This is a genomic window from Streptomyces sp. NPDC051907 (assembly GCF_040681075.1).
GTDB lineage: Bacteria > Actinomycetota > Actinomycetes > Streptomycetales > Streptomycetaceae > Streptomyces.
Genome location: NZ_JBFAYB010000033.1, coordinates 1 through 23,260, shown reverse-complemented (window position 1 = coordinate 23,260; position 23,260 = coordinate 1). Strand labels below are relative to the sequence as shown.

At 68.8% G+C, this 23,260-nt stretch carries 18 protein-coding genes; 6 read left to right on the top strand and 12 right to left on the bottom strand.

Annotation, left to right across the window (positions count from 1 at the left end; genetic code table 11):
• Positions 1 to 14: 14 nt before the first annotated feature.
• Both AB0M39_RS19095 and AB0M39_RS19090 read left to right on the top strand, forming a co-directional pair.
• The gene (locus AB0M39_RS19095; protein ID WP_365365738.1) at positions 15 to 1,076 is read left to right on the top strand and encodes an ABC transporter ATP-binding protein; all 1,062 of its coding nucleotides are present in this window, start codon (positions 15 to 17) and stop codon (positions 1,074 to 1,076) included.
• Between the two features lie 11 nt (positions 1,077 to 1,087).
• Entirely contained in the window at positions 1,088 to 2,197 is a 1,110-nt protein-coding gene (locus tag AB0M39_RS19090; RefSeq protein ID WP_365365736.1) for an oligopeptide/dipeptide ABC transporter ATP-binding protein, read from the top strand.
• A 284-nt stretch (positions 2,198 to 2,481) separates the two neighbouring features.
• Here the strand turns inward: AB0M39_RS19090 and AB0M39_RS19085 are convergent, their stop codons facing one another.
• The 12 genes from AB0M39_RS19085 to AB0M39_RS19030 form a co-directional block, all read right to left on the bottom strand.
• A complete protein-coding gene (locus tag AB0M39_RS19085) occupies positions 2,482 to 3,504 on the bottom strand; it encodes a dipeptide ABC transporter ATP-binding protein (RefSeq protein WP_365365734.1) in 1,023 nt (340 codons plus the stop codon).
• Positions 3,497 to 4,471 carry an ABC transporter ATP-binding protein gene (locus AB0M39_RS19080; RefSeq protein WP_365365732.1) on the bottom strand — a complete coding sequence of 325 codons (975 nt, stop codon included), beginning with the start codon at positions 4,469 to 4,471 and terminating at the stop codon, positions 3,497 to 3,499. Before AB0M39_RS19080 ends, AB0M39_RS19085 begins: the two co-directional genes overlap by 8 nt.
• Before the next feature lie 10 nt (positions 4,472 to 4,481).
• Entirely contained in the window at positions 4,482 to 5,468 is a 987-nt protein-coding gene (locus AB0M39_RS19075; RefSeq protein ID WP_365365730.1) for an ABC transporter permease, read from the bottom strand.
• Positions 5,461 to 6,384 carry an ABC transporter permease gene (locus AB0M39_RS19070; protein ID WP_365365728.1) on the bottom strand — a complete coding sequence of 308 codons (924 nt, stop codon included), beginning with the start codon at positions 6,382 to 6,384 and terminating at the stop codon, positions 5,461 to 5,463. The genes AB0M39_RS19075 and AB0M39_RS19070 overlap by 8 nt, the downstream gene beginning before the upstream one ends.
• 144 nt (positions 6,385 to 6,528) lie before the next feature.
• Positions 6,529 to 8,160 (bottom strand): ABC transporter substrate-binding protein, encoded by a 1,632-nt coding sequence (locus AB0M39_RS19065; protein WP_365365726.1) that lies wholly within the window; start codon positions 8,158 to 8,160, stop codon positions 6,529 to 6,531.
• A 153-nt stretch (positions 8,161 to 8,313) separates the two neighbouring features.
• Positions 8,314 to 9,471 (bottom strand): dipeptide ABC transporter ATP-binding protein, encoded by a 1,158-nt coding sequence (locus AB0M39_RS19060; RefSeq protein ID WP_365365724.1) that lies wholly within the window; start codon positions 9,469 to 9,471, stop codon positions 8,314 to 8,316.
• Positions 9,464 to 10,522, bottom strand: a complete 1,059-nt coding sequence (locus AB0M39_RS19055) for an ABC transporter ATP-binding protein (protein ID WP_365365722.1) — start codon at positions 10,520 to 10,522, stop codon at positions 9,464 to 9,466. Before AB0M39_RS19055 ends, AB0M39_RS19060 begins: the two co-directional genes overlap by 8 nt.
• A gap of 11 nt (positions 10,523 to 10,533) precedes the next feature.
• Positions 10,534 to 11,496: an ABC transporter permease gene (locus AB0M39_RS19050; RefSeq protein WP_365365720.1), complete on the bottom strand. Its 963-nt coding sequence runs from the start codon at positions 11,494 to 11,496 to the stop codon at positions 10,534 to 10,536.
• Positions 11,489 to 12,415: an ABC transporter permease gene (locus AB0M39_RS19045; RefSeq protein WP_365365718.1), complete on the bottom strand. Its 927-nt coding sequence runs from the start codon at positions 12,413 to 12,415 to the stop codon at positions 11,489 to 11,491. Before AB0M39_RS19045 ends, AB0M39_RS19050 begins: the two co-directional genes overlap by 8 nt.
• 145 nt (positions 12,416 to 12,560) lie before the next feature.
• Positions 12,561 to 14,201, bottom strand: a complete 1,641-nt coding sequence (locus AB0M39_RS19040) for an ABC transporter substrate-binding protein (RefSeq protein WP_365365716.1) — start codon at positions 14,199 to 14,201, stop codon at positions 12,561 to 12,563.
• Between the two features lie 408 nt (positions 14,202 to 14,609).
• Positions 14,610 to 16,484 carry a translational GTPase TypA gene (gene typA / locus AB0M39_RS19035; RefSeq protein ID WP_365365714.1) on the bottom strand — a complete coding sequence of 625 codons (1,875 nt, stop codon included), beginning with the start codon at positions 16,482 to 16,484 and terminating at the stop codon, positions 14,610 to 14,612.
• Between the two features lie 264 nt (positions 16,485 to 16,748).
• Positions 16,749 to 19,070 carry an ABC transporter family substrate-binding protein gene (locus AB0M39_RS19030; protein ID WP_365365712.1) on the bottom strand — a complete coding sequence of 774 codons (2,322 nt, stop codon included), beginning with the start codon at positions 19,068 to 19,070 and terminating at the stop codon, positions 16,749 to 16,751.
• 322 nt (positions 19,071 to 19,392) lie between these two features.
• Between AB0M39_RS19030 and AB0M39_RS19025 the strand changes: the two genes are divergently transcribed.
• The 4 genes from AB0M39_RS19025 to AB0M39_RS19010 form a co-directional block, all read left to right on the top strand.
• The gene (locus tag AB0M39_RS19025; protein ID WP_365365710.1) at positions 19,393 to 19,632 is read left to right on the top strand and encodes a hypothetical protein; all 240 of its coding nucleotides are present in this window, start codon (positions 19,393 to 19,395) and stop codon (positions 19,630 to 19,632) included.
• A gap of 66 nt (positions 19,633 to 19,698) precedes the next feature.
• On the top strand, positions 19,699 to 20,520 hold the full coding sequence (locus AB0M39_RS19020; protein WP_365365708.1) for a hypothetical protein: 822 nt from the start codon (positions 19,699 to 19,701) through the stop codon (positions 20,518 to 20,520).
• Positions 20,521 to 20,536: 16 nt separating this feature from the next.
• Positions 20,537 to 22,465 carry a fumarate reductase/succinate dehydrogenase flavoprotein subunit gene (locus tag AB0M39_RS19015; RefSeq protein WP_365365706.1) on the top strand — a complete coding sequence of 643 codons (1,929 nt, stop codon included), beginning with the start codon at positions 20,537 to 20,539 and terminating at the stop codon, positions 22,463 to 22,465.
• Positions 22,462 to 23,260, top strand: a 799-nt coding sequence (locus tag AB0M39_RS19010; RefSeq protein WP_365365704.1) for a succinate dehydrogenase/fumarate reductase iron-sulfur subunit, incomplete at its 3' end; no start/stop codon positions are given. The genes AB0M39_RS19015 and AB0M39_RS19010, both read left to right, overlap by 4 nt.

Sequence of the window (23,260 nt, the reverse complement as noted above, 5' to 3'; positions counted from 1 at the left end):
GAGTCCTGAGCATCGTGACCACCGTGACCAAGAGCAGTCGCCCGCCGGAGCCCGAGGCCGACCGCCCCTTTCTCTCCGTACGCGATCTGTACGTCCACTTCTTCACCGAGGACGGCGTCGTCAAGGCGGTCGACGGGATCTCCTTCGATCTGGAGCGCGGCCGGACCCTCGGCATCGTCGGCGAGTCCGGCTCCGGGAAGTCCGTCGCCAGCCTGTCCGTCCTCGGGCTGCACGACCCCAAGTTCACCGAGACCAGGGGCGAGATCGTGCTGGACGGGCAGGAGATGACCGGCGCCGGGGAGCGGAGGCTGGAGCGGCTGCGCGGCAACAAGGCGGCGATGATCTTCCAGGACTCGCTGACCGCGCTGTCGCCGTACTACACGATCGGCCGGCAGATCTCCGAGCCGTACCGCAAGCACACCGGCGCCTCCCGGCGCGAGGCGTGGGCGCGGGCGGTGGAGATGCTGGACAAGGTCGGCATCCCGCAGCCGAAGCTGCGCGCGCACGACTATCCGCACCAGTTCAGCGGGGGCATGCGGCAGCGCGCGATGATCGCGATGTCGCTGGTGTGCGACCCGGCGCTGCTGATCGCGGACGAGCCGACGACCGCGCTGGACGTGACCGTTCAGGCGCAGATCCTCGATCTGCTGCGCGACCTCCAGCAGGAGTTCGGCTCGGCGATCATCATGATCACCCACGATCTGGGGGTGGTCGCCGACATCGCGGACGATCTGCTGGTGATGTACGCGGGGCGGGCGGTGGAGCGGGGCACGGTACGGGAGATCCTGCGGGCGCCCCAGCATCCGTACACCTGGGGGCTGCTGGGGTCGATGCCGCGGCTCGGCTCGGACGTCTCGGAGCCGCTGACGCCGATCCCGGGCGCGCCGCCGAGTCTGCTCGCGCCGCCGTCGGGGTGCCCCTTCCATCCGCGGTGCGGATTCCCGCCGCTGGTCGGGGGCGCGAGCTGCGAGGACGTACGGCCCGAGCTGGGCGAAGGGCGGGGCGCGGCCTGCCATCTGACGGTCGAGCAGCGGCGGACCGTGTTCGCCCAGCAGATCAAGCCGCGGCTGGGATAGGGAGGCACGACATGGCGCACGAGGTGCGAGAGGCGACCGTCCCCGCTCCACGCGACGGCCGACGGGTGCTGATGACGGCGGAGGGGCTGACCAAGCACTTCCCGATCATGGGCGGCTTCCCCTTCAAGCGGCGGGTCGGGGCCGTGCAGGCGGTCGACGGCGTCGATCTGACGCTGTACGAAGGCGAGAGCTTCGGGCTCGTCGGCGAGTCCGGGTGCGGAAAGTCCACGACGGGGCGGCTGCTGACGCGGCTCCTTGAGCCGACGGCCGGGAGGATCGTCTACCGGGGGCGGGACATCAGCCACGCGGACCGCAGAGCGCTCGCGCCGGTGCGCGCGGAGATCCAGATGATCTTCCAGGATCCGTACTCCTCGCTGAATCCGCGGCAGACGGTCGGCAAGATCGTCTCGGGCCCGATGGAGATCAACGGCATCCGGCCCCCGGGCGGGCGGGAGGCCCGCACCCGGGAGCTGCTCGAGATCGTCGGGCTCAACCCCGAGCACTACAACCGTTTCCCGCATGAATTCTCCGGCGGCCAGCGCCAGCGCATCGGCGTCGCGCGGGCGCTGGCGCTGGAGCCCAAGCTGATCGTCGCGGACGAGCCGGTCTCGGCGCTGGACGTCTCCATCCAGGCGCAGGTCGTCAACCTGCTCCAGGAGCTCCAGCGGGAGCTGGGCATCGCCTTTCTCTTCATCGCCCACGATCTGGCGGTGGTACGGCACTTCTCGCAGCGGGTCGCGGTGATGTACCTGGGCAGGGTGGTGGAGCTGGGAGACCGGGACTCGATCTACCGCCGGCCGCGTCATCCGTACACGCACGCGCTGCTCTCGGCGGTTCCGGAGGCGAGGCTGGGCGAGGGGGCGGAGGGGGCGGGGGCGGCTCATGGGCGGATCCGGCTGACCGGAGACGTGCCGTCGCCGATCCTGCCTCCGTCGGGCTGCCGCTTCCGGACCCGCTGCTGGAAGGCCCAGTCCCGCTGCGCGGAGGAGATCCCCCCGCTGACCCGTCTCCCCGGCAACGAGGAGGGCCACCTGACGGCCTGCCACTTTCCGGAGGACCGGCGCGCCATTTCAGCCCGTCCGGCGCTTGAGGACACGGCCGCAGGCCGTACGGGGGCGTAGCCCCCTGGAGCGAGGGTGACGTGCCCTGTGCGGGCCGCCCGCGGGGCTCCGCCCCGAACCCCGCGCCTCAAACGCCGGCGAGGCTGATTTTGGGGCTCCGCCCCGGACCCCGCGCCTCAAACTCCCCCAGACTTCGTCCGGGGGGACCCCCACGAGGCTGAATGTGCGCGCCCACGCCCGGGGAAACCCAGCCCGTCCGGCGATTGAGGACACGGCCGCAGGCCGTACCCCCGGGGCGGGAGCAACATGCCCTGCGCAGGCAGCCCGCGAGGCTGAGGGTGCGGCTAGGGCACCACCCTCTTCTCCTCCGCGAAGTGGCACGCCGACGCATGCCTCGCCGGACCCTCCCCCAGGCGGAGCACCGCCGGCACCGCCAGCAGCGGCACCTCCAGCTCGCAGCGCTCCCGCGCCTTCCAGCACCTCGTGCGGAAGCGGCAGCCCGAGGGGATCTTCGCCGGGGAGGGGACGTCTCCGGTGAGGATGATGCGCTCGCGGTGCTCCCGCGCCTCCGGGTCGGGGACCGGGACCGCCGAGAGCAGCGCCTGGGTGTACGGATGCGTGGGGTAGTCGTAGATCTCCGCGTCCGTGCCGATCTCCACGATCCGGCCCAGGTACATCACCCCCACCCGGTCGGAGATGTGCCGGACGATCGACAGGTCGTGGGCGATGAAGACGTAGCTGAGGCTGAACTCGTTCTGGAGCTTGTCCAGCAGATTGATCACCTGCGCCTGGACCGAGACGTCCAGCGCGGAGACCGGCTCGTCGGCCACGATGATCTCCGGCTGGAGCGCGAGGCCGCGCGCGATGCCGATGCGCTGGCGCTGGCCGCCGGAGAACTGGTGCGGGTACCGGTTGACGTACTCCGGGTTGAGCCCGACGACGTCCAGCAGGTCCTGCACCTTCTGCCGGCGCGAGCCCTTCGGAGCGACCTCGGGGTGGATCTCGTACGGCTCGCCGATGATGTCGCCGACCGTCATCCGCGGGTTGAGCGAGGTGTACGGGTCCTGGAACACCATCTGGATGTTCCGGCGGACCGATTTCAGCGCGCGCCCGGACAGCTTGGCGATGTCCTCGCCCCGGTAGCGGATCGCCCCCGCCGTCGGCCGCTCCAGATGGACGAGCATCTTGGCGAGCGTGGACTTGCCGCAGCCGGACTCGCCGACGATGCCCAGCGTCTCGCCCGCCGCCAGATCGAGGTCAACCCCGTCCACCGCCTTGACCGCGCCGATCTGCCGCTTGAAGAGGATGCCCTGGGTCAGCGGATAGTGCTTGACCAGGTCGCGGACCTCGAGGATCGCCTCAGCCACGGAGGGCCTCCTGCCAGAAGTGGCACGCGCTGCCGCGCTCGTGCGACACCTCGTACAGCGGCGGCGTCTCCGCCCGGCAGCGGTCCCTTGCCAGCGGGCAGCGCGGATGGAACGCGCAGCCGGACGGGATGCTCGTCAGGTTCGGCGGCAGGCCCTTGATGGCGTACAGCTCGCGGCCCTTGTGGTCCAGGCGCGGGATCGAGGCCAGCAGGCCCTTGGTGTAGGGGTGGGCGGGGGCCTTGTAGACGTCGTGGACCGGGGCCGTCTCGACGATCCGCCCCGCGTACATCACCGCGATCTTGTCGGCGACGTCCGCCACGACGCCCAGGTCGTGGGTGATCAGGACGAGCCCCATGGCGAGCTCGCTCTGCAGCTTGGCCAGCAGGTCCATCACCTGGGCCTGGACGGTGACGTCCAGCGCGGTCGTCGGCTCGTCCGCGATGATCAGCGCGGGCTCCAGGGCCAGCGCCATCGCGATCATGATCCGCTGGCGCATGCCCCCGCTGAACTGGTGCGGATACTGCCCCACCCGCTCCCGCGCTCCGGGGATCCCCACCCACTCCATCAGCTCGACGGCCCTGGCCCGCGCCGCCTTGCGTCTCATCCCCTGGTGGACGACGAACATCTCGCCGAGCTGGTCGCCCACGCTCAGCACCGGGTTCAGCGAGGAGAGCGCGTCCTGGAAGATCATGGCCATCCCGGCCCCGCGGATCTGGCGCCGCTCCTCCTCCCCCAGCCGGAGCAGGTCCTTGCCCTGGAAGAGGATCTCGCCGCCGGTGATCTTCCCGGGGGGCGTGTCCAGGATGCCCATGACCGCCTGCGCGGTGACGGACTTCCCGGACCCGGACTCGCCCAGCACGGCGAGCGTCTCGCCCGCCTCCACCGAGTAGTTCACGCCGTTGACGGCCTTGGCGACGCCGTCGCGGGTGTGGAACTCCACGCGCAGATCGCGCACTTCGAGCAGCATGGCGGGCTCCTCAGCGCAGCTTGGGGTCGAGGGCGTCGCGCACCGCGTCGCCAAGCATGATGAACGCGAGCACGGTGACGGCCAGCGCCCCGGCCGGCCAGAGCAGCATGTGCGGGGCGTTGCGGATGTACGGCGAGGCGGACGAGATGTCGATCCCCCAGGAGACGGTCGGCGGCTTCAGCCCGACGCCGAGGTAGGACAGGGTCGCCTCCAGCGAGATGTACGTGCCCAGCGCGATGGTCGCCACGACGATGACCGGCGCGACGGCGTTGGGGCTGATGTGCCGGAGCAGGAGCCGGGAGTGGGAGGCGCCGAGCGCCCGCGCCGCCTGGACGTAGTCGTTCTGCTTGGCGGTGATGACCGAGCCGCGCGCGATACGGGAGATCTGCGGCCAGCCCAGCAGCACCATGAAGCCGATGACGGGCCACACCGTGGTGCTGGTGACCACGGAGAGCAGCACCAGGCCGCCGAGGACGACGGGGATGCCGAAGAAGACGTCGGTGATCCGGGACAGGACCGCGTCCGAGGCGCCGCCGAAGTATCCGGCGAGGCCGCCGAGCGCGGAGCCGAGCAGCGCCACGCCGAGACTGGCGCAGACGCCGACGGTGACCGAGGTCCGCGCGCCGTAGACGGTACGGGTGTAGACGTCGCAGCCCTGCCCGTTGAAGCCGAACGGGTGGCCGGGCTGGGAGCCCTGCTGGGCTTTGGCCAGATCGCAGGAGAGCGGGTTCTGCGAGGCGATCAGCGACGGCCAGATCGAGATGACGACGAGGAAGACGATGATCAGGCCGGAGACGATGAAGACGGGGTTGCGCCGCAGGTCCCGCCAGGCGTCGGACCACAGGCTGCGGGGCTTCTCGGCGGGCCCGGTGCCCAGCGGCCCGCCGGGCGTCTTCTCGAGCGTCTCTCCCTCGCTCATGGCGAGGTCCATCCCGCCGCCGGCGCCGGTGGGAGCCATCGCCTGGTCGTCGTCGTACGGGCGCTGGGGCTCAGGCATAGCGGATCCTCGGGTCGAGAACGGCGTACAAGAGGTCGACCAGCAGATTCGCCAGCAGGAAGACGATCACGAGCACGGTCACGAAGCCGACGACGGTCTGGGTGTTCTGGCGCAGGATGCCCTGGTAGAGCTGGTAGCCGACGCCGTGGATGTTGAAGATCCGCTCGGTGACGATCGCCCCGCCCATCAGCGCGCCGATATCGGTTCCGATGAAGGTGACCACCGGGATCAGCGAGTTGCGCAGCAGGTGCTTGTTGACGACGCGCCGTCTGGGGAGTCCCTTGGCCTTGGCGGTGCGCACATAGTCGGAGCGGGCGTTCTCCGCGATGGAGGTGCGGGTGAGCCGGGTGACGTACGCGAGGGAGACCGAGGCGAGCACCAGACCGGGGACGAGCAGCTCGTCGAGGGGCGCCTCGGCGGAGACGGCGGGCTGGATGATCCCCCACTCGACGCCCAGCAGCAGCTGGAGGACGAGTCCGGTGACGAAGGTCGGCACGGAGATGACCACGAGGGTGAGCATCAGCACCCCGGTGTCGACGGGACGGCCGCGGCGCAGACCGGTGAGCACGCCGAGCGTGATGCCGATGACGATCTCGAAGAAGATGGCGACGAGGGTGAGCCGGAGCGTGACCGGGAACGCCTCGGCCATCAGCTCGGTGACCTCCTGGCCGTTGAACGCGGTGCCGAAGTCGCCGGTGAAGACGTTGCCCATGTAGGTCGCGTACTGCTGCCACAGGGGCCTGTCGAGGCCGAACTCCTTGCGCAGCTGGGCGGCGGTCGCCGGGTCGCACTGCCGGTCGCCGCAGAGTCCGGCGATGGGGTCGCCCATCACGTTGACCATGAGGAAGATCAGCAGCGTGGCGCCGAAGAAGACCGGGATCATCTGCAGCAGACGCCGGATCACATAACGTCCCATGAAGGGCTCCCAGGGCTCCGGGATCGGTCAGTCGGTCGGTCTGGCAGTCGGTCGTTGAGTCGGTCGGTGGGGCGGTCGGTCGGTCCAGGGATGGGTGCGGCCCGGCGCAAGGGGCGCGCGCCGGGCCGGGTGCCGTCCGCCGCGTCAGGCGACCTTGATCTCGTTGTAGACGGGGAGGCTGAAGGGGTTCAGCGCCACGTTGGAGACGCGCTCCGAGTAGCCGGCGCTGCCGTTCTGGTACCAGAGCGGGATCGCCGCCATCTGGTCCCTTACGACCTCCTCGGCCTGCTGGAAGAGGTCCACGGCCTTCGCCGGGTCGGTCTCGGCGTTGGCCTGGTCGACCAGGTCGTCGAACCGCTCGTTGGACCATTTGCCGTCGTTGGACGAGGCGTTGGTGTAGTAGAGCGGCTGGAGGAAGTTCTGGATCAGCGGGTAGTCCATCTGCCAGCCGGCCCGAAAGGGCCCGGGCATCTTGGACTGGGTGATCTGGCCGCGGAAGTCGGCGAAGGTTCCGATCGGGTTGCCGACGCAGGCGCCGTCGTTGCCGAGCGCGTTGTTGATGCTGTTGCAGACGGCGTCCACCCACTCCTTGTGCGAGCCGGTGTCCGCGTTGTACGTGAGCTTCATCTGGCCGCCGGGGATGCCGCCGCCCTCGTCGATCAGCTTCTTCGCCTCGGCGGGGTCGTATTCGCAGGCCTCGCCGCACAGCGTCGTGCTGAAGCCGCCGTCCTCGCCGAGGACGGGCGAGGTCCAGTCGGTCGCGGGCGTACGTGTCTTCTGGAAGATGGTGTCGGTGATCTGCTGGCGGTTGATCGCCCTGGACAGGCCGGTGCGGACCTTCGCCCCGTCGGGCGTGTCCCACGCCTTGTCGTAGAAGGGGAAGGCGAGCGTCTGGATGATGCCCGCGGGGGTGTTGATATAGCGGTCCCCGAGGTCCGCCTTGACGTTGCGCAGCTGTGCGGCGGGCACGTCGTCGACGAGGTCGAGGGTGCCGGCCGTCAGGGCGGTGTAGGCGGTGTTGTTGTCCGTGTAGACGTTGAGGTCGATGCCGCCGTTCTGCGCCTTGTCAGGACCGGGGTAGCCGTCCCACCTCCGCAGGGCCATCTTCGCGCCCTTGGCGTACGAGTCGACGGCGTAGGGGCCGTTGCCGATCGGCTTGGCGAGCCAGGCCTCGTGGTCGCTGAAGAAGGCCTGGGGCAGCGGCGAGAAGGCGGCGTAGCCGAGGGTCTCGGGGAAGGTGGAGAACTTCTGGTTGAGCTTGATCGTGAAGTTCAGGGCGTCGACGACCTTGAGGCCGCTCAGGGTGTCGGCGGTGGGCCGGCCCTTGGCCGGGTGGACCTGCTCATAGCCGTCGATGTAGCCGAAGAAGTACGCGTTGCGCTGGTTGTTCTTCAGGTTCGCGCCGTAGTTCCAGGCGTCCACGAAGGACTGGGCGGTGACCTTCTCGCCGTTGCTGAAGGTCCAGCCGTCCTTGATCGTGACGGCGAAGCTGATCCCGTCGGTGGTCGCGATCTTCTCGGCGAGCATGTCCTTGGCCTCGGCGGTCTTGGGGTCGTACCGCTTGAGACCGCGGAAGATCATGTCCATGACCTTGCCGCCCTGCACCTCGTTGGTGTTGGCCGGCTCCAGCGGGTTCGCCGGATCGCCCCAGGACGAGCTCACGATCCCGTCGGCGCCGCTGCCGCCGCCGCTGTCGCTCCCGCCGCCGCAGGCCGAGGCCGCGAGGGCGACCGCCGCAACGCATGCGGCCCACTTGGCGTGCGTGGCTGAACGCATGGAGTTCCTCCCGAGTCCTCGGTGCGACTTAGGCCCAAATATCACCCCATGCATCAAGAGAGCGCACATTCTCTACGCCCGTACGGACGAGCGCAGACGACGAAGGACGCCCCAGCCTGTCGGCCGGGGCGTCCTTCGTATGGAACTGACGGGCTACGCCGCGTGGACGACGTCCTTCTCCTCGGCGAAGTGACACGCCGACTCATGCGCCGCCGGGGTGTCCGCGCCGACGAACCGCTGCGGGATCGCCAGCAGCGGCGTCTCGGTCGCGCACTTGTCCTCGGCCTTCCAGCACCGGGTGCGGAAGCGGCAGCCGGACGGCGGGTTCGCCGGCGACGGGACGTCGCCGGTGAGGATGATCCGCTCGCGGCCCTCGCGGGCGGCCGGGTCGGGCACCGGGACCGCCGACAGCAGCGCCTGGGTGTAGGGGTGCGTCGGGTGGTCGTAGATCTGTGTGTCCGTGCCGATCTCGGCCATCTTGCCGAGGTACATCACGCCGACCCGGTCCGAGATGTGCCGGACGATCGACAGGTCGTGCGCGATGAAGAGGTAGGAGAGGTTGAACTCGTCCTGGAGCTTCTCCATCAGGTTGATGACCTGAGCCTGGACCGACACGTCGAGCGCGGAGACCGGCTCGTCGCAGATGATGATCTCGGGGTTGAGAGCCAGGCCCCGGGCGATGCCGATGCGCTGGCGCTGGCCGCCGGAGAACTGGTGCGGGTACCGGTGGATGTACTCCGGGTTGAGACCGACGACGTCCAGCAGGTCCTGCACCTTGCGGCGGCGGTCGCCCTTGGGCGCCACCTCCGGGTGGATGTCGAAGGGCTCGCCGATGATGTCGCCGACCGTCATACGCGGATTGAGCGAGGTGTACGGGTCCTGGAACACCATCTGGATGTTCCGGCGGACCGCCTTCAGCGCGCGCCCGGACAGCTTGGTGATGTCCTGGCCCTTGAAGAAGACCTCGCCCGCGGTCGCCGTCTCCAGCGTCATCAGCAGCTTGGCGACCGTGGACTTGCCACAGCCGGACTCGCCGACGATGCCGAGGGTCTCGCCCTGGTAGAGGTCGAAGGAGACCCCGTCCACGGCCTTGACCGCGCCGATCTGCCGCTTGAAGAGGATGCCCTGGGTCAGCGGGAAGTGCTTGACCAGGTTGCGCACCTGGAGGATCGGCTCGCCCCGGTCGACCTTCGCCTCCAGAGCGGCGACGGCCTCTTCCTCGCTGCGCGCGTCGACCGTCTCGACCTCGGTGACGTTCGGGGTGGCGTCCACGGCGTCCGTCGGCTCGTCAGTCTTCTTGAGCTCAGCCATGGATCGTCTCCTTCCAGAAGTGGCACGCGCTTCCGCGGCCGGGCAGCTCGGCGCCGTCCTGCTCGGTCACCGGCGCGAGGGCCGGAATCTCCGAACGGCAGAGGTCGTCCGCCTTGGGACAGCGCGGGTTGAACGCGCAACCCGCCGGGATCTTCAGCAGGTTGGGCGGCAGGCCCTTGATCGCATAGAGCTCCTGGCCCTTCTGGTCCAGGCGCGGGATCGAGTCGAGCAGGCCGCGCGTGTAGGGGTGCGCGGGTCGCTTGTAGAGCTCGTCGACCGGCGCCGTCTCCACGATCCGGCCCGCGTACATGACCGCGATCTTGTCCGCGACGTCGGCGACGACGCCGAGGTCGTGGGTGATCAGGATCAGGCCCATGTTGTACTCGCGCTGAAGATCGGCGAGCAGGTCCATGACCTGGGCCTGGACGGTCACGTCCAGAGCGGTCGTGGGCTCGTCGGCGATGATCAGGTCCGGCTCCAGGGCCAGCGCCATCGCGATCATGATGCGCTGGCGCATACCGCCGGAGAACTGGTGCGGGTAGTCGTTGACCCGGGCCTGGGCGGCCGGGATCTTCACCCTGTCCATCAGCTCGATGGCCTTGGCCTTGGCATCCTTCTTGGACAGGCCCTGGTGCACCCGGTACATCTCGCCGAGCTGGTAGCCCACGGAGAGCACGGGGTTGAGGGAGGAGAGCGCGTCCTGGAAGATCATCGCGATCTTCCGGCCGCGGATCTTCCGCCGCTCCTCGTAGCTCATGGTGAGCATGTCCTGCCCGCGGTACAGGATCTGACCCTGCGGGATCTTGCCGGGCGGCATGTCGAGGATGCCCATGACCGCCTGCGCGGTCACGGACTTTCCGGAGCCCGACTCGCCGAGGACCGCGAGGGTCTCGCCGGAGTCGACGCTGTAGTTGACGCCGTTGACGGCCTTGGCGACGCCGTCGCGAGTGTGGAACTCGACGTGCAGGTCGCGGACTTCGAGCAGCGGAGTGCCGTCGGAGTCACCGTGGCGGGGCGCCGGGACGCTTGCTGTTTCTTCGATGATGGTCACGTACGCCCTCCTCAGCGCAGCTTCGGGTCGAGGGCGTCGCGGACCGCGTCGCCGAGCATGATGAACGCGAAGACCGTGAGGCTCAGCATGCCGGCCGGGAAGAGCAGCACATGAACGTTGTTACGGATCTCTTCGCTGCCGGACGCGATGTCGATGCCCCAGGAGATCGTCGGGTCGGCGAGACCGAGTCCGAGGTAGGACAGGGTGGCCTCGGCCGAGATGAAGCCGCCGAGGGAGATGGTGGCGACGACGATGGTGGGGGCGAGCGCGTTCGGCAGGACATGGCGGAACAGCATCCGGCTGGTGCCTGCGCCGAGGGCGCGGGCCGCCGTCACATAGTCCGCCTGCTTCGCCGTGATCACCGAGGAACGGGTCACTCGACAGATCGAGGTCCAGCCGAGGAAGGCCAGCGCCAGGATCACGACGAACACCTTGCGCTCGGTGAAGGCGTTCAGGACGACCATCGAGCCGAGCAGGAAGGGGATGCCGAAGAAGATGTCGGTGATACGGGAGATGATCGAGTCGAGCCAGCCTCCGAAGTAGCCGGAGAGCAGACCCATCAGACCGCCGAAGAAGGTGATCACCAGGGTCACGCCGACGCCGACGAGGATCGACGCCCGGGTGCCGTAGACGACACGCGCGTAGATCGAGCGCCCCTGGGCGTCGTATCCGAACCACTCGGCGCTGAAGAAGTGCCCCAGCTCCGGCTTGGTCAGATAGTGGTTGGTCAGATCGCCGGCCCGGGGGTCGGCGCTGGTGAACCAGCCGGGGAAGGCCGCGATCACGATCAGCAGGGCGAGCAGCGTCGCCGAGACCCAGAACATCGGGCGGTGGCGCAGGTCGTACCAGGCGTCGCCCCACAGTCCGCGGGGCTTGCCCTGCTTCTTCGGCGCCTCGGCGGCCGCTTCGGCCTTCGGGGGCGCGATGGCGTCGACCTTCGCGTCGACGGTCGTGGCCTTGGTCACGTCAGGCATACCGGATCCTCGGGTCCAGGACCGCGTACAGCAGGTCGACGATCAAGTTGATCACAAGAATGATCAGGACGAAGACGGTGACCACACCGACGATGGTGGCGCCCTCGCGCTGCTGAAGCGCCTTGTACAGCAGGTTGCCGACGCCCTGGACGTTGAAGATGCCCTCGGTGACGACGGCGCCGCCGATGAAGCCGCCGATGTCGGTGCCGAGGAAGGTGACCACGGGGATCAGTGAGTTGCGCAGCAGGTGGACGCCGACGATGCGGCGGCGCGGCAGGCCCTTGGCGAGCGCCGTGCGCATGTAGTCCGCGCGCAGGTTCTCGGCGAAGGTCGTGCGCGTCAGCCGTGCGACGTAGGCCATGGAGAGCATGGCCAGGACGAAGCCAGGTAGGAACAACTGGCTGATGTCCATGGAGTCTTCGACGTTTGGCGCGACCCAGCCGAGTGTGTCGGCGAAGAGGAAGCGGGCCAGGTAGCCGAGGATGAACACCGGGATCGAGATGACGATCAGGGTGAAGATCAGGACGCCGCTGTCGGGCGCCTTGCCGGCCTTCAGACCGGCCCATGCGCCGAGGCCGAGACCGACGATCATCTCGATGATGAGCGCGACCGCGGTCAGCCGAAGCGTGACAGGGAAGGCCCCGGCCATCTCCTCGCTGACGGGACGACCGCCGAAGGTCTTGCCGAAGTCGCCCTGGAACAGGTCGAGCATGTAATCGATGTACTGCTTCCACAAGGGCTGGTCGAGCCCGAACTCATGGCGCAGCTGCGCGACCTGTGCGGGGTCGGCTGCCTTGTCTCCCCACATCGCCCGGATTGGGTCGCCGGGAAGGATGTGGACCATGAGGAAAATCAACAGAGTGGTCCCGATGAACACCGGGATCATCTGGAGCAGTCGCCTTGCGACGTAACGCCCCATCATGCCTCCATGCCGTGAGGGGTCGGCGATGGCCTAGTCAGAGTGTTCTCCGCCGCGGGGTGTGGGGGAGAGCCCCGGGCCTACGCCTGAGGGCCGGTGCCGCCGCTCCTCCCGGAGCAGCGACACCGGCCTCGGTTCCCGATGCTTACTTCTTGGCCTTCACCTGGACGTCGGTGAAGAGGGGGTCGCCGTCCTGACCGTAGACGATCTTGCCGAATACGTTCTTGGACTGACCCGAGTTGTTCTTGTAGAACCACAGCGGGATGGCCGGCATGTTGTTCTTCAGGAGCTGCTCCGCCTCCTGGTACATCTTCACCGTCTCGTCGAGCGTCTTGGCCTTGTCGGCCTTGTCGGACAGCTCGTCGAACTCCTTGTTGGAGTAACCGCTGGTGTTACCGGCGGCCGTGGTGCCGTACAGGTCGCGCATGAAGTTCGAGTTGACCGGGTAGTCGAGCACCCAGCCACCGCGGTACATGGACTTGACCTGCTTGTTGTCACGCGCGTTCAGGTCGGCCTGGAAGTCCGGCTTGGAGTCGCCGATGCACTCGACGCCCGTGCTCTGACGGATCGAGTTGCAGACCGCGTCGACCCACGGCTTGTGCGGCTGGTCGGCGTTGAACTGGATCGAGATCTTGTTGCCCGGAACGCCGCCGCCCTCCTTGATGAGGGCCTTGGCCTTGGCCGGGTCGAACTTCACGACGTCGCCCAGCGCGCCGGCCTTGTAGCCGAGCACACCGCGGGCGACGTAGGAGTCGGCCGGGGTACGCGTGCCGTTGAGGACCGTCTTGGTGATCGTGTCACGGTCGATCGCCATGGACAGACCCTGGATGACCTTGGGGTTGATGTCCTTGAACTGGTCCGTGTAGAACGCCGGGACGATCGACTGGACCGCGGAGTACTCCTGGTCGATCGCGCGGTCGCCGAGGTCCTGCTTGTAGTTCTTCAGCGAGGTGACCGGGACCTGCTCGATCCAGTCGAGCTGGTCCGAGCGCAGGGCCGAGTAGGCGGCCTCGGCGGTGGTGTAGTTCTTGAAGTCGATGCCGCCGTTCTTGGCCTTGTTCGGCCCGGTGTAGCCATCGAACTTGCGGACCTTGATGACCTTCTTGTGGTCCCAGGTCTCGAACTTGTAGGGACCGTTGCCGACCGGCTTCTCGCCGTAGCCCTTCGGGTCCTTGAAGAAGCCCTCGGGCAGCGGCGCCCAGACGTCGTAGCCGAGCTTGTACGCGAAGTACGAGACCGAGCCGGTGAGGGAGATGGTGAAGGTGCTCTCGTCGACGACCTTCAGACCGGACATCTCAGTGGCCTTGGGGTCACCCTTCTCGGGGTGGACGTCCTCGTAGCCCTTGATGTCCTGGAACCAGCTGGAGTTGGTCTGGTTGTTCTTGACGTTGGCGGACCAGTTCCACGAGTCCACGTAGGACTTCGCGGTGACCGGCGTGCCGTCGTGGAACTTCCAGCCCTGCTTGAGCTTGACGGTCCAGACCGACGAGTCCTCGTTGGGGGTGACCGACTCGGCGTTGACGTAGACGAGCTTGCCGGTGCCCGGCTCGTAGTCGACGAGGCCGGAGAAGATCGCGCGCAGCACGCGACTGCCCTGGCTCTCCTTGGCGTTCGCCGGCTGCAGCGGGTTCTGCGGCTCGCTCAGCTGGGCAATCAGGATCCCGTTGGGATCCGCCTTGCCAGCGTTCATGTCATCGCTCTTGTCGCTGCCGCCGCCACAGGCGGTCGCTGCCAGGGCGACGACGATCGCACCCGCTACCCACTTGGCGCTCTTGGCACCGCGCATGGGTTCCTCCTCATGAGTCCACTTATCACTACAAGAAGGGCAAAGAAGGCGCGCGCCGACACCCCTGACGACGCTCGTTTCACATGCCCCGAGTGTGCTCGTGAGTCGGCGCTCCCCACAGCGTCTGACCCATTGACCCGAGCTCAATGGAGCCAACTATTAAGTACGGTCGGGCCGTAAACCACACTTAAAGGGTCTCGTTTTGACAACATCGACGGATCTCCGCCGCCCGAAATCCGGACAAAGCGAGTCCAGACAGACACCCTCGAAACGGACCGTTAATACATGTTCCGGAGTGCCGAGGTCGATATCCGGACACTTGGGCCAGGAAAAGGAATTGACGAACGGCCCGGCTCCCCGCGCTTTCCGCGGGGAGCCGGGCCGTTCTCTGAGGACTCGTCAGGCGCGTCAGTTGCGCTTGGCGCGCGAGGCGGTGCGGCCGCGCTCCTTCTGGTCCAGGACGACCTTGCGGATGCGAACGGTCTCCGGGGTCACCTCGATGCACTCGTCGTCGCGGCAGAACTCCAGGGACTGCTCCAGCGACAGCTTGCGCGGCGGCACCACGTTCTCCGTGGTGTCCGCGGACGCGGCGCGCATGTTGGTGAGCTTCTTCTCCTTGGTGATGTTCACGTCCATGTCGTCGGAGCGCGAGTTCTCACCGATGATCATGCCCTCGTAGACCTCGGTGCCGGCCTCCGTGAAGATGACGCCCCGCTCCTGGAGGTTGATCATCGCGAACGGCGTCACCGTGCCCGGGCGGTCGGCGACCAGCGAGCCGTTGTTACGGGTGCGCAGCTCGCCGAACCACGGCTCGTGGCCCTCGAAGATGGAGTGCGCGATGCCGGTGCCGCGGGTCTGCGTCAGGAACTCCGTGCGGAAGCCGATGAGGCCACGCGACGGAACGATCCACTCCATGCGGATCCAGCCGGAGCCGTGGTTGGTCATCGTCTCCATGCGGCCCTTGCGGGTCGCCATCAGCTGCGTGATCGCGCCGAGGTGCTCCTCGGGGGAGTCGATCGTCATGCGCTCGATCGGCTCGTGCAGCTTGCCGTTGATCTCCTTGGTGACCACCTCGGGCTTGCCGACGGTCAGCTCGAAGCCCTCCCGGCGCATGGTCTCGACGAGGATGGCCAGCGCCAGCTCGCCGCGGCCCTGCACCTCCCAGGCGTCGGGGCGCTCGGTCGGCAGCACGCGCAGCGAGACGTTGCCGATCAGCTCGCGGTCCAGGCGGTCCTTCACCAGACGGGCGGTGACCTTGTGGCCCTTGCCGCCCTTGCCGACCAGCGGCGAGGTGTTGGTGCCGATGGTCATCGAGATCGCGGGCTCGTCGACCGTGATCAGCGGCAGCGCGATCGGGTTCTCCGGGTCGGCCAGCGTCTCGCCGATCATGATCTCGGGGATGCCCGCGACCGCGCAGATGTCGCCCGGGCCCGCCTTCTCGGCCGGCTTGCGGGTGAGCGCCTCGGTCATCATCAGCTCGGTGATGCGGACGTTGGACATCGTGCCGTCGCGCTTGATCCAGGCGACGGTCTGCCCCTTCTTCAGCTCGCCCTGCTCGACGCGGAGCAGCGCGATACGGCCGAGGAAGTTGTCGGCGTCGAGGTTGGTGACGTGCGCCTGCAGCGGCGCGGCCTCGTCGTACTCGGGGGCCGGGACGGCGTCGAGGATCGTGGAGAAGAACGGCTCCAGGCTGTCGCTGTCCGTCGGGACGGTGCCGTCCTCGGGCTTGGTCAGCGAGGCGACGCCGTCACGGGCGCAGGCGTAGACGATCGGGAACTCGATCTGCTCCTCGGTCGCGTCCAGGTCCAGGAACAGGTCGTACGTCTCGTCGACGACCTCGGCGATCCGGGAGTCCGGGCGGTCCGTCTTGTTGATGCAGAGGATGACGGGCATCTTCGCCGCGAGCGCCTTGCGCAGCACGAAGCGGGTCTGCGGGAGCGGGCCCTCGGAGGCGTCGACGAGGAGGACGACCGCGTCCACCATCGACAGGCCGCGCTCGACCTCGCCGCCGAAGTCGGCGTGGCCGGGGGTGTCGATGATGTTGATGGTGATCGGGGCCCCGCCGTCCTTGGGGTGGTACTTGACGGCGGTGTTCTTCGCCAGGATCGTGATGCCCTTCTCACGCTCCAGGTCGTTCGAGTCCATCATGCGGTCGTCGAGGTGCTCGGCGGCGTGCGCGGCGAAGGCGCCGGCCTGCTTCAGCATGGCGTCGACCAGGGTGGTCTTGCCGTGGTCGACGTGGGCGACGATGGCGACGTTACGGATGTCGTGGCGCGTGGGCATGCTGACTGGCGCTTCTCTCGATCGTGGGATCAGGCGTCTGACGGTCGTAGCCTCGTCCGCCCGCCGGGCGGACACGCCACGGCTGAGTCCCATGGTACGGGGCCGCCGCGCGGGCGGCTTGCCGGGCCGATCGGGAGATGAACCACAGAGGGTGTGGGGGATACGCGGGATGGTGCGTGGAGCCAGGTCAATGGGTGGCCCGATCCTGCCCGCCGGCGTCGCCGGCGGGCAAGGAACTTGAGGCAGTTCTGAGGTTGCGACCTGCTACTTCTTCGCCGCCTTCGCGGTTTGCGACTTCTTGAACCCGATGTCCTGATAGCGGGGCGCCGCGAAGCCGAAGGCGCCCGCGTTGGCCAGCCTGGGCTTGGCCGCGACCAGCTCGGGACGCTGGTAGAGCGGGATGGACCCGGCTGCCGCCCAGATCCGGGCGTCCGCCCTGCGCATCAGGTCGCGGGACTCGTCCTCGTCCAGCTCGGAGGCCGCCTGGGCGAAGAGCTGGTCGATGTAGTCGGTGCCGACGCGGGTGTAGTTCTGCTCCACCAGCAGCGAGCCGTCGGCGGCGGGCTCCGGCTTGGCGAAGATCGGGCGGGCGTCGGTGGCCGGGTAGGCGGTGGCGGGCCAGGAGTAGAGCGCCAGGTCGTACTCGCCGGAGGCGATGTGGTCCTTGAAGTAGCTCTCGTCGGAGACCTTGGCGATCTCGGTCTTCACGCCGATCTGGTCGAGCATATGGGCGATCTTGCCGCCCACGGTGTGCAGCGACTCCGAGCCGGGGCCGGAGGGGAGCACGAAACGCAAGGTCAGCGTCTTGCCGTTCTTGCGGAGCGGGCCGCCTTTGCCGGCGGCCGGGGCGGGCGCGGGGGCCGCGGTGCCGCGGGGGGCGTACGCGCCGGCCATGCCGCCCTTCTCCTTCGCCTGGGTGCGGGCCTCGGCGTCCTCGGCGTCCTTGCCGCCCCTGGCTTCGCCGGTAGAGGCAGAAGCAGAGGCCGAGGCTGAGGCAGACGCGGAGGCCGCCCTGCGCTGGACGGCCATGCCCTCCAGGGCCTCGGCCGGCGCGGGCGCGAGGATGCGGGTGTCGCCGGCCTCGCGGCCCGCGGCGGGCTTGTCGTCGCCGACGATGTACATCCCCTCGTCGGACGCGGTGTCCTCTTTCTTCTTCTGCTGTTCTTTCTCGGCCTTGCTGGGCTTCGCCTTGGCCGGGACGGCCGGCTTGCGCGCCGCGCCGGGCACCCAGCCCGCGTCGGCCAGCAGCGCCTGCGCCTCCTGGGCGCTCTGCTCGCCGAGCGCTCCGCTGTTGTCGGTGTAGGCCCGCTGGCCGGCCAGCGCCAGATGGCTGCCGGGCGGGACCGCGGGCAGCCCCAGCGGGGCGAGCACGGCGTCGGCGATCTCCTGACGGTCCAGCGCGCGGGCCACGGCCCGGCGGACCCGGTCGTCGGCGAGCGGCCCGGACTCGCCGTTCAGCGCGAGCTGGGTGTAGGCGGGCTCCAGCGACTTCCGTACGACGTAGCCGCGCAGGCCCTCCTGCTCGGCGGCGTACGCGACGGCCGCCTTCTCGGCGGCCTCGCGGGCCTTGAGCGCGGCCTCGGCCTTCTCCTCGTCGGAGCCGTTGGCCGCCGCCCAGGACTTCAGCGCGTCGGCGGGGGTGACGTCGGCGGCCGGGCCGTGGGCGAGCGGGGTGCCGCCCGCGCCTGCGTCCCGGGTGGCCAGAAAGATGCGGTCGGCCGTCTTGCGGTCGATGTCGGCGATGTCGACCTTGCCCGCGGCGAGCGCGGCGGCGCGCTTGTCGCGCGGCACGGCCGTCAGCACCAGGGTGTCCAGCTTGGCCTGGTCTCCCCACCAGCGGGTGTTGCGGACGAGGGTGGCCGTGCCCGCCTTGGCGTCGACCTTGTCCAGCCGGAAGGGGCCCGCCGTGGTCTTGAGGGCGCTGCGGGCCTTGTCGTTGAAGGCGGTCGGGGTCGCGGTCACCTCCTTGGGGTAGAGCGGGGTGAACAGGGACTGCCAGTCGGCGTACGGCTTGTCGAAGGTGACCTTGACCTCGAGGTCGTTGCCGCCGCGCTCGATCTTCTCGATCCGCTCGTAGCCCGCGTTGCGCGCGGTCCAGTACGCGGAGTCCTTGCCGCTCAGCGCCCGCTGCTGGGAGACGAAGTCGGACGCGCCGATCTCCCGGCCGTCGCTCCAGACCGCTTCCTGGTTGAGCTTGTAGAGCACGACCTGCTTCGGCTCGCGGTCGACGATCTCGGCCGACTCCAGATAGTCGGCATTGCGCTGCGGGCGGCCGCGCGCGTCCAGGGTGAACAGGGCGGGGAGCACGGCCCCGGCGATCCGGTTCGTCGTGGCGTCCGCGTCAGCCTGGAAGGCGTTGAGCGTGGTGGGCATCGCGTCGACCGCCCAGCGCAGTGTGCCTCCGTCCTTGATCCGGTCGCGGGCGGCAGGGGCGATGTCCTGGGCCGCGGCCTTGGCGTCGCTCTCGCCGTCGCCGGAGCTGCAGCCCGCCAGGGCGGGCAGCGCGAGCACTCCGCCGGCGAGCAGCGCGACGGAGCGGAGCGTTCGGGAGCATGTCCTCCCGCGTAGCGCGTCGACCTGGGACATGGCTTGTACCTCTTCGTCCTGGTTTGTGGAATTTAGAGATGATCACACCGATTCCCACTCACTGAAGTCGACAGGGCACACAGGGTGGCGGCGACACGGCGACGCCTTGGCGCAAGGCCACCCATGCGGCCCAACGGAGAATCGGCCATACCGCCGCAAGAAGGGAGAAACTGGTGGGAGTGAGATCGGAACCACAAGGGGCGCGCTGTCAGCGCATGCACCGGGAATCCCCGTACGTCCCCTTCACAAGCGGGGATGTGACGCGCGACACTCGCAGGCGCATGAGCGATGCCACCGCACCCTGCGGAAGTGAGGGCAAGTCATGTCCCAGCAGGAAGACCTGACGGCGATGCAGCAGCGCCTGGACGAGCTCGTCCAGCGCGTGGCGCAGCTGGAGCAGACCGTCGATCAGCTGCGTGCCGCCGGGCCGGCCCCGCGCGCCGAGCAGAAGACCCCGGGCCGCACCGAACTGGTGACCATCCCGGACGCTCCGTACAACCACGCGCTATGGACGGACTCGGACGACGAGGGACTGGGCGCCCGCGACCGGCACGCCCCCTGACGGCCCGGCCCGCAGAAGGCAGGCAGACCGGAGCCATACCCGAATCCACTCCATACGGAGCCTTCGTTGGCCACAGGTACCGAACCACCACAAATCAATACGGGCGTACACGGCGCGACGCGCGCGGCCATCGGCCCCCGCCATCTGCGGACGGACCGCTGGTGGCTCGCCCCGGCGCTGACCGCCGGCGGGCTGCTCGCCTTCGTCGTCTACTCGACGTGGCGGGCGTTCGCCAACGCCGACTACTACGCGGCGCCGTACGTGTCGCCCTTCTACTCGCCCTGTCTCGCCGAGAACTGCGAGCCGATGCGCGGCGGGCCCAACTGGGAGATCTTCGGCAGCTGGTGGGGCCTGTCCCCCGCCCTGCTGATCCTGATCTTCCCGTTGGGCTTCCGGCTGACCTGCTACTACTACCGCAAGGCCTACTACCGGGGATTCTGGGCCTCTCCCCCGGCCTGCGCGGTCGCCGAGCCGCACAAGAAGTACACCGGCGAGACCCGCTTCCCGCTGATCCTGCAGAACATCCACCGGTACTTCTTCTACACCGCCCTCCCCGTCGCCGGAATCCTCACGTACGACACCGTGCTCGCCTTCCGCGACGAGGAGTACGCCTGGGGCCACATGGGCCTCGGCACCATCGTCTTCCTGATCAACATCGTGCTGATCTGGGCGTACACCCTCTCCTGCCACTCCTGCCGGCACATCGTCGGCGGCCGGCTGAGGCACTTCTCCAAGCACCCGGTGCGCTACCGCCTCTGGGGCATGGTCGGCAGGCTCAACGACCGGCACATGGTGCTGGCGTGGGCGTCGCTGATCAGCGTCGCGCTCGCCGACTTCTACGTGTATCTCGTCGCGTCCGGCGCCTTCGACGATCCGAGGCTGTTCTAGATGGAGGGTGCCTGACATGACGCAGCTCGAACGGCAGCAGTGGGACGTCGTCGTCGTGGGAGCGGGCGGCGCCGGCCTGCGCGCCGCCATCGAGGCGCGCGAGCGGGGCGCCCGTACGGCGGTGATCTGCAAGTCCCTGTTCGGCAAGGCCCACACGGTGATGGCCGAGGGCGGCATCGCCGCCTCCATGGGCAATGTGAACGCCGGCGACAACTGGCAGGTCCACTTCCGCGACACGATGCGGGGCGGGAAGTTCCTCAACCAGTGGCGGATGGCCGAGCTGCACGCCCGCGAGGCCCCCGACCGGGTCTGGGAGCTGGAGACCTGGGGCGCGCTCTTCGACCGCACGAAAGACGGCAAGATCTCCCAGCGCAACTTCGGCGGCCACGAGTACCCCCGCCTCGCCCACGTCGGCGACCGGACCGGCCTGGAGCTGATCCGCACCCTCCAGCAGAAGATCGTCTCGCTGCAGCAGGAGGACAAGGAGGAGTTCGGGGAGTACGAGGCCCGGCTCAAGGTCTTCCAGGAGTGCACGGTCACGCACATCCTCAAGGACGGGGAGAAGGTCTCGGGGACCTTCTGCTACGAGCGCGAGTCCGGCCGCTTCTTCGTCCTGGAGGCGCCCTCGGTCGTGCTGTCCACCGGAGGGATCGGCAAGTCCTTCAAGGTCACCTCGAACTCCTGGGAGTACACCGGGGACGGGCACGCGCTGGCGCTGCTCGCCGGCGCCCCGCTGCTCAACATGGAGTTCGTGCAGTTCCATCCGACCGGGATGGTCTGGCCGCCGTCGGTGAAGGGGATCCTGGTCACCGAGTCGGTGCGCGGCGACGGCGGAGTGCTGCGCAACTCCGAGGGCAAGCGGTTCATGTTCGACTACGTCCCCGACGTGTTCAAGGAGAAGTACGCGCAGTCGGAGGAGGAGGGCGACCGCTGGTACGAGGACCCGGACAACAACCGGCGCCCTCCCGAGCTGCTGCCGCGCGACGAGGTGGCGCGGGCCATCAACGCCGAGGTGAAGGCGGGCCGCGGCTCCCCGCACGGCGGAGTGTTCCTCGACGTCTCGACCCGGATGCCGGCCGAGGTCATCCGGCGCCGGCTCCCGTCGATGTACCACCAGTTCAAGGAGCTGGCGGACGTCGACATCACGGCCGAGGCGATGGAGGTCGGCCCCACCTGCCACTACGTGATGGGCGGCATCGCCGTCGAGTCCGACACCGCGGCGGCGGTCGGCGTGCCCGGCCTCTTCGCGGCGGGCGAGGTCGCGGGCGGTATGCACGGCTCCAACCGCCTCGGCGGCAATTCGCTCTCCGACCTGCTGGTCTTCGGCCGTCGGGCGGGTCAGCACGCCGCGGAGTACGCCCAGGGGCTCGCCGTGCGCCCGCCGGTGGAGGAGGCCCAGATCGACGCGGCCGCGGCGGAGGCGCTGCGTCCGTTCAGCGCGGAGGGGCCCGAGCAGGGCGCGCAGCCGGAGAATCCGTACACCCTCCACCAAGAGCTCCAGCAGGCGATGAACGACCTGGTCGGCATCATCCGGCGCGAGGGCGAGATGGCGCACGCCCTGGACAAGCTCGCCGAGCTGCGGGCCCGGGCGCGGCGGGCCGGGGTGGAGGGCCATCGGCAGTTCAACCCCGGCTGGCACCTGGCGCTGGACCTGCGGAACATGCTGCTGGTCAGCGAGTGCGTCGCACGCGCCGCGCTGGAGCGCACGGAGAGCCGCGGCGGCCACACCCGCGAGGACTGTCCCGCCATGGAGCGCGAGTGGCGGCGGGTCAATCTGCTCTGCCGGCTGGCCGACCCGACCGGGGACCCGGCGGCCGCCGACCCGGAGCGCGGCCAGATCGAGCTGACCCGTACGACGACCGAGCCCATCCGTCCCGACCTGCTCGCCCTCTTCGAGAAGGAGGAGCTGGTCAAGTACCTGGCCGAAGAGGAGCTCTACGAGTGAGCAGCTACAAAGCGGCCTTCCGGGTCTGGCGGGGCGACCAGGAGGGCGGGGAGCTGGAGGACTTCGCCGTCGAGGTGAACGACGGCGAGGTCGTGCTCGACATCATCCACCGCCTCCAGGCCACCCAGGCCTCCGACCTCGCGGTCCGCTGGAACTGCAAGGCGGGCAAGTGCGGCTCGTGCAGCGCGGAGATCAACGGCCGGCCGCGTCTGATGTGCATGACCCGGATGTCGGTCTTCTCGCGCGAGGAGACGATCACGGTGACCCCGCTGCGGGCCTTCCCGGTGGTGCGGGACCTGGTGACGGACGTGTCCTTCAACTACGCGAAGGCGCGGGAGGTCCCCTCCTTCGTGCCGCCGCCGGGGGTGAAGGCGGGCGACTACCGGATGCAGCAGATGGACGTGGACCGCTCGCAGGAGTTCCGCAAGTGCATCGAGTGCTTCCTGTGCCAGGACACCTGCCATGTGGTGCGCGACCACGAGGAGAACAAGACGGCGTTCGCAGGCCCGCGCTTCCTCATGCGGGTGGCCGAGCTGGACATGCACCCGCTGGACGCGGCGGAGGAGACCGGCCTGGACCGCAAGAAGACGGCCCAGGACGAGCACGGCCTGGGGTACTGCAACATCACGAAGTGCTGTACGGAGGTGTGCCCGGAGGGCATCCACATCACCGACAACGCGCTGATCCCGCTGAAGGAGCGCCCGTGGTCGCCGGCGAACAGCACGACGCGCGGCTGGTCGACGGCCTTGACCGGCACCCGGGCCTGCGCGGCCGAGAGCCACTCGCCCAACTCGT

Excerpts from the sequence above, each read along its gene's own strand:
- AB0M39_RS19090 (WP_365365736.1), top strand. The coding sequence starts at position 1,088 with ATGGCGCACGAGGTGCGAGAGGCGACCGTCCCCGCTCCACGCGACGGC.
- AB0M39_RS19080 (WP_365365732.1), bottom strand. The coding sequence starts at position 4,471 with ATGCTGCTCGAAGTGCGCGATCTGCGCGTGGAGTTCCACACCCGCGAC.
- AB0M39_RS19075 (WP_365365730.1), bottom strand. The coding sequence starts at position 5,468 with ATGCCTGAGCCCCAGCGCCCGTACGACGACGACCAGGCGATGGCTCCC.
- AB0M39_RS19070 (WP_365365728.1), bottom strand. The coding sequence starts at position 6,384 with ATGGGACGTTATGTGATCCGGCGTCTGCTGCAGATGATCCCGGTCTTC.
- AB0M39_RS19065 (WP_365365726.1), bottom strand. The coding sequence starts at position 8,160 with ATGCGTTCAGCCACGCACGCCAAGTGGGCCGCATGCGTTGCGGCGGTC.
- AB0M39_RS19060 (WP_365365724.1), bottom strand. The coding sequence starts at position 9,471 with ATGGCTGAGCTCAAGAAGACTGACGAGCCGACGGACGCCGTGGACGCC.
- AB0M39_RS19050 (WP_365365720.1), bottom strand. The coding sequence starts at position 11,496 with ATGCCTGACGTGACCAAGGCCACGACCGTCGACGCGAAGGTCGACGCC.
- AB0M39_RS19045 (WP_365365718.1), bottom strand. The coding sequence starts at position 12,415 with ATGGGGCGTTACGTCGCAAGGCGACTGCTCCAGATGATCCCGGTGTTC.
- AB0M39_RS19040 (WP_365365716.1), bottom strand. The coding sequence starts at position 14,201 with ATGCGCGGTGCCAAGAGCGCCAAGTGGGTAGCGGGTGCGATCGTCGTC.
- typA (WP_365365714.1), bottom strand. The coding sequence starts at position 16,484 with ATGCCCACGCGCCACGACATCCGTAACGTCGCCATCGTCGCCCACGTC.
- AB0M39_RS19030 (WP_365365712.1), bottom strand. The coding sequence starts at position 19,070 with ATGTCCCAGGTCGACGCGCTACGCGGGAGGACATGCTCCCGAACGCTC.
- AB0M39_RS19025 (WP_365365710.1), top strand. The coding sequence starts at position 19,393 with ATGTCCCAGCAGGAAGACCTGACGGCGATGCAGCAGCGCCTGGACGAG.
- AB0M39_RS19015 (WP_365365706.1), top strand. The coding sequence starts at position 20,537 with ATGACGCAGCTCGAACGGCAGCAGTGGGACGTCGTCGTCGTGGGAGCG.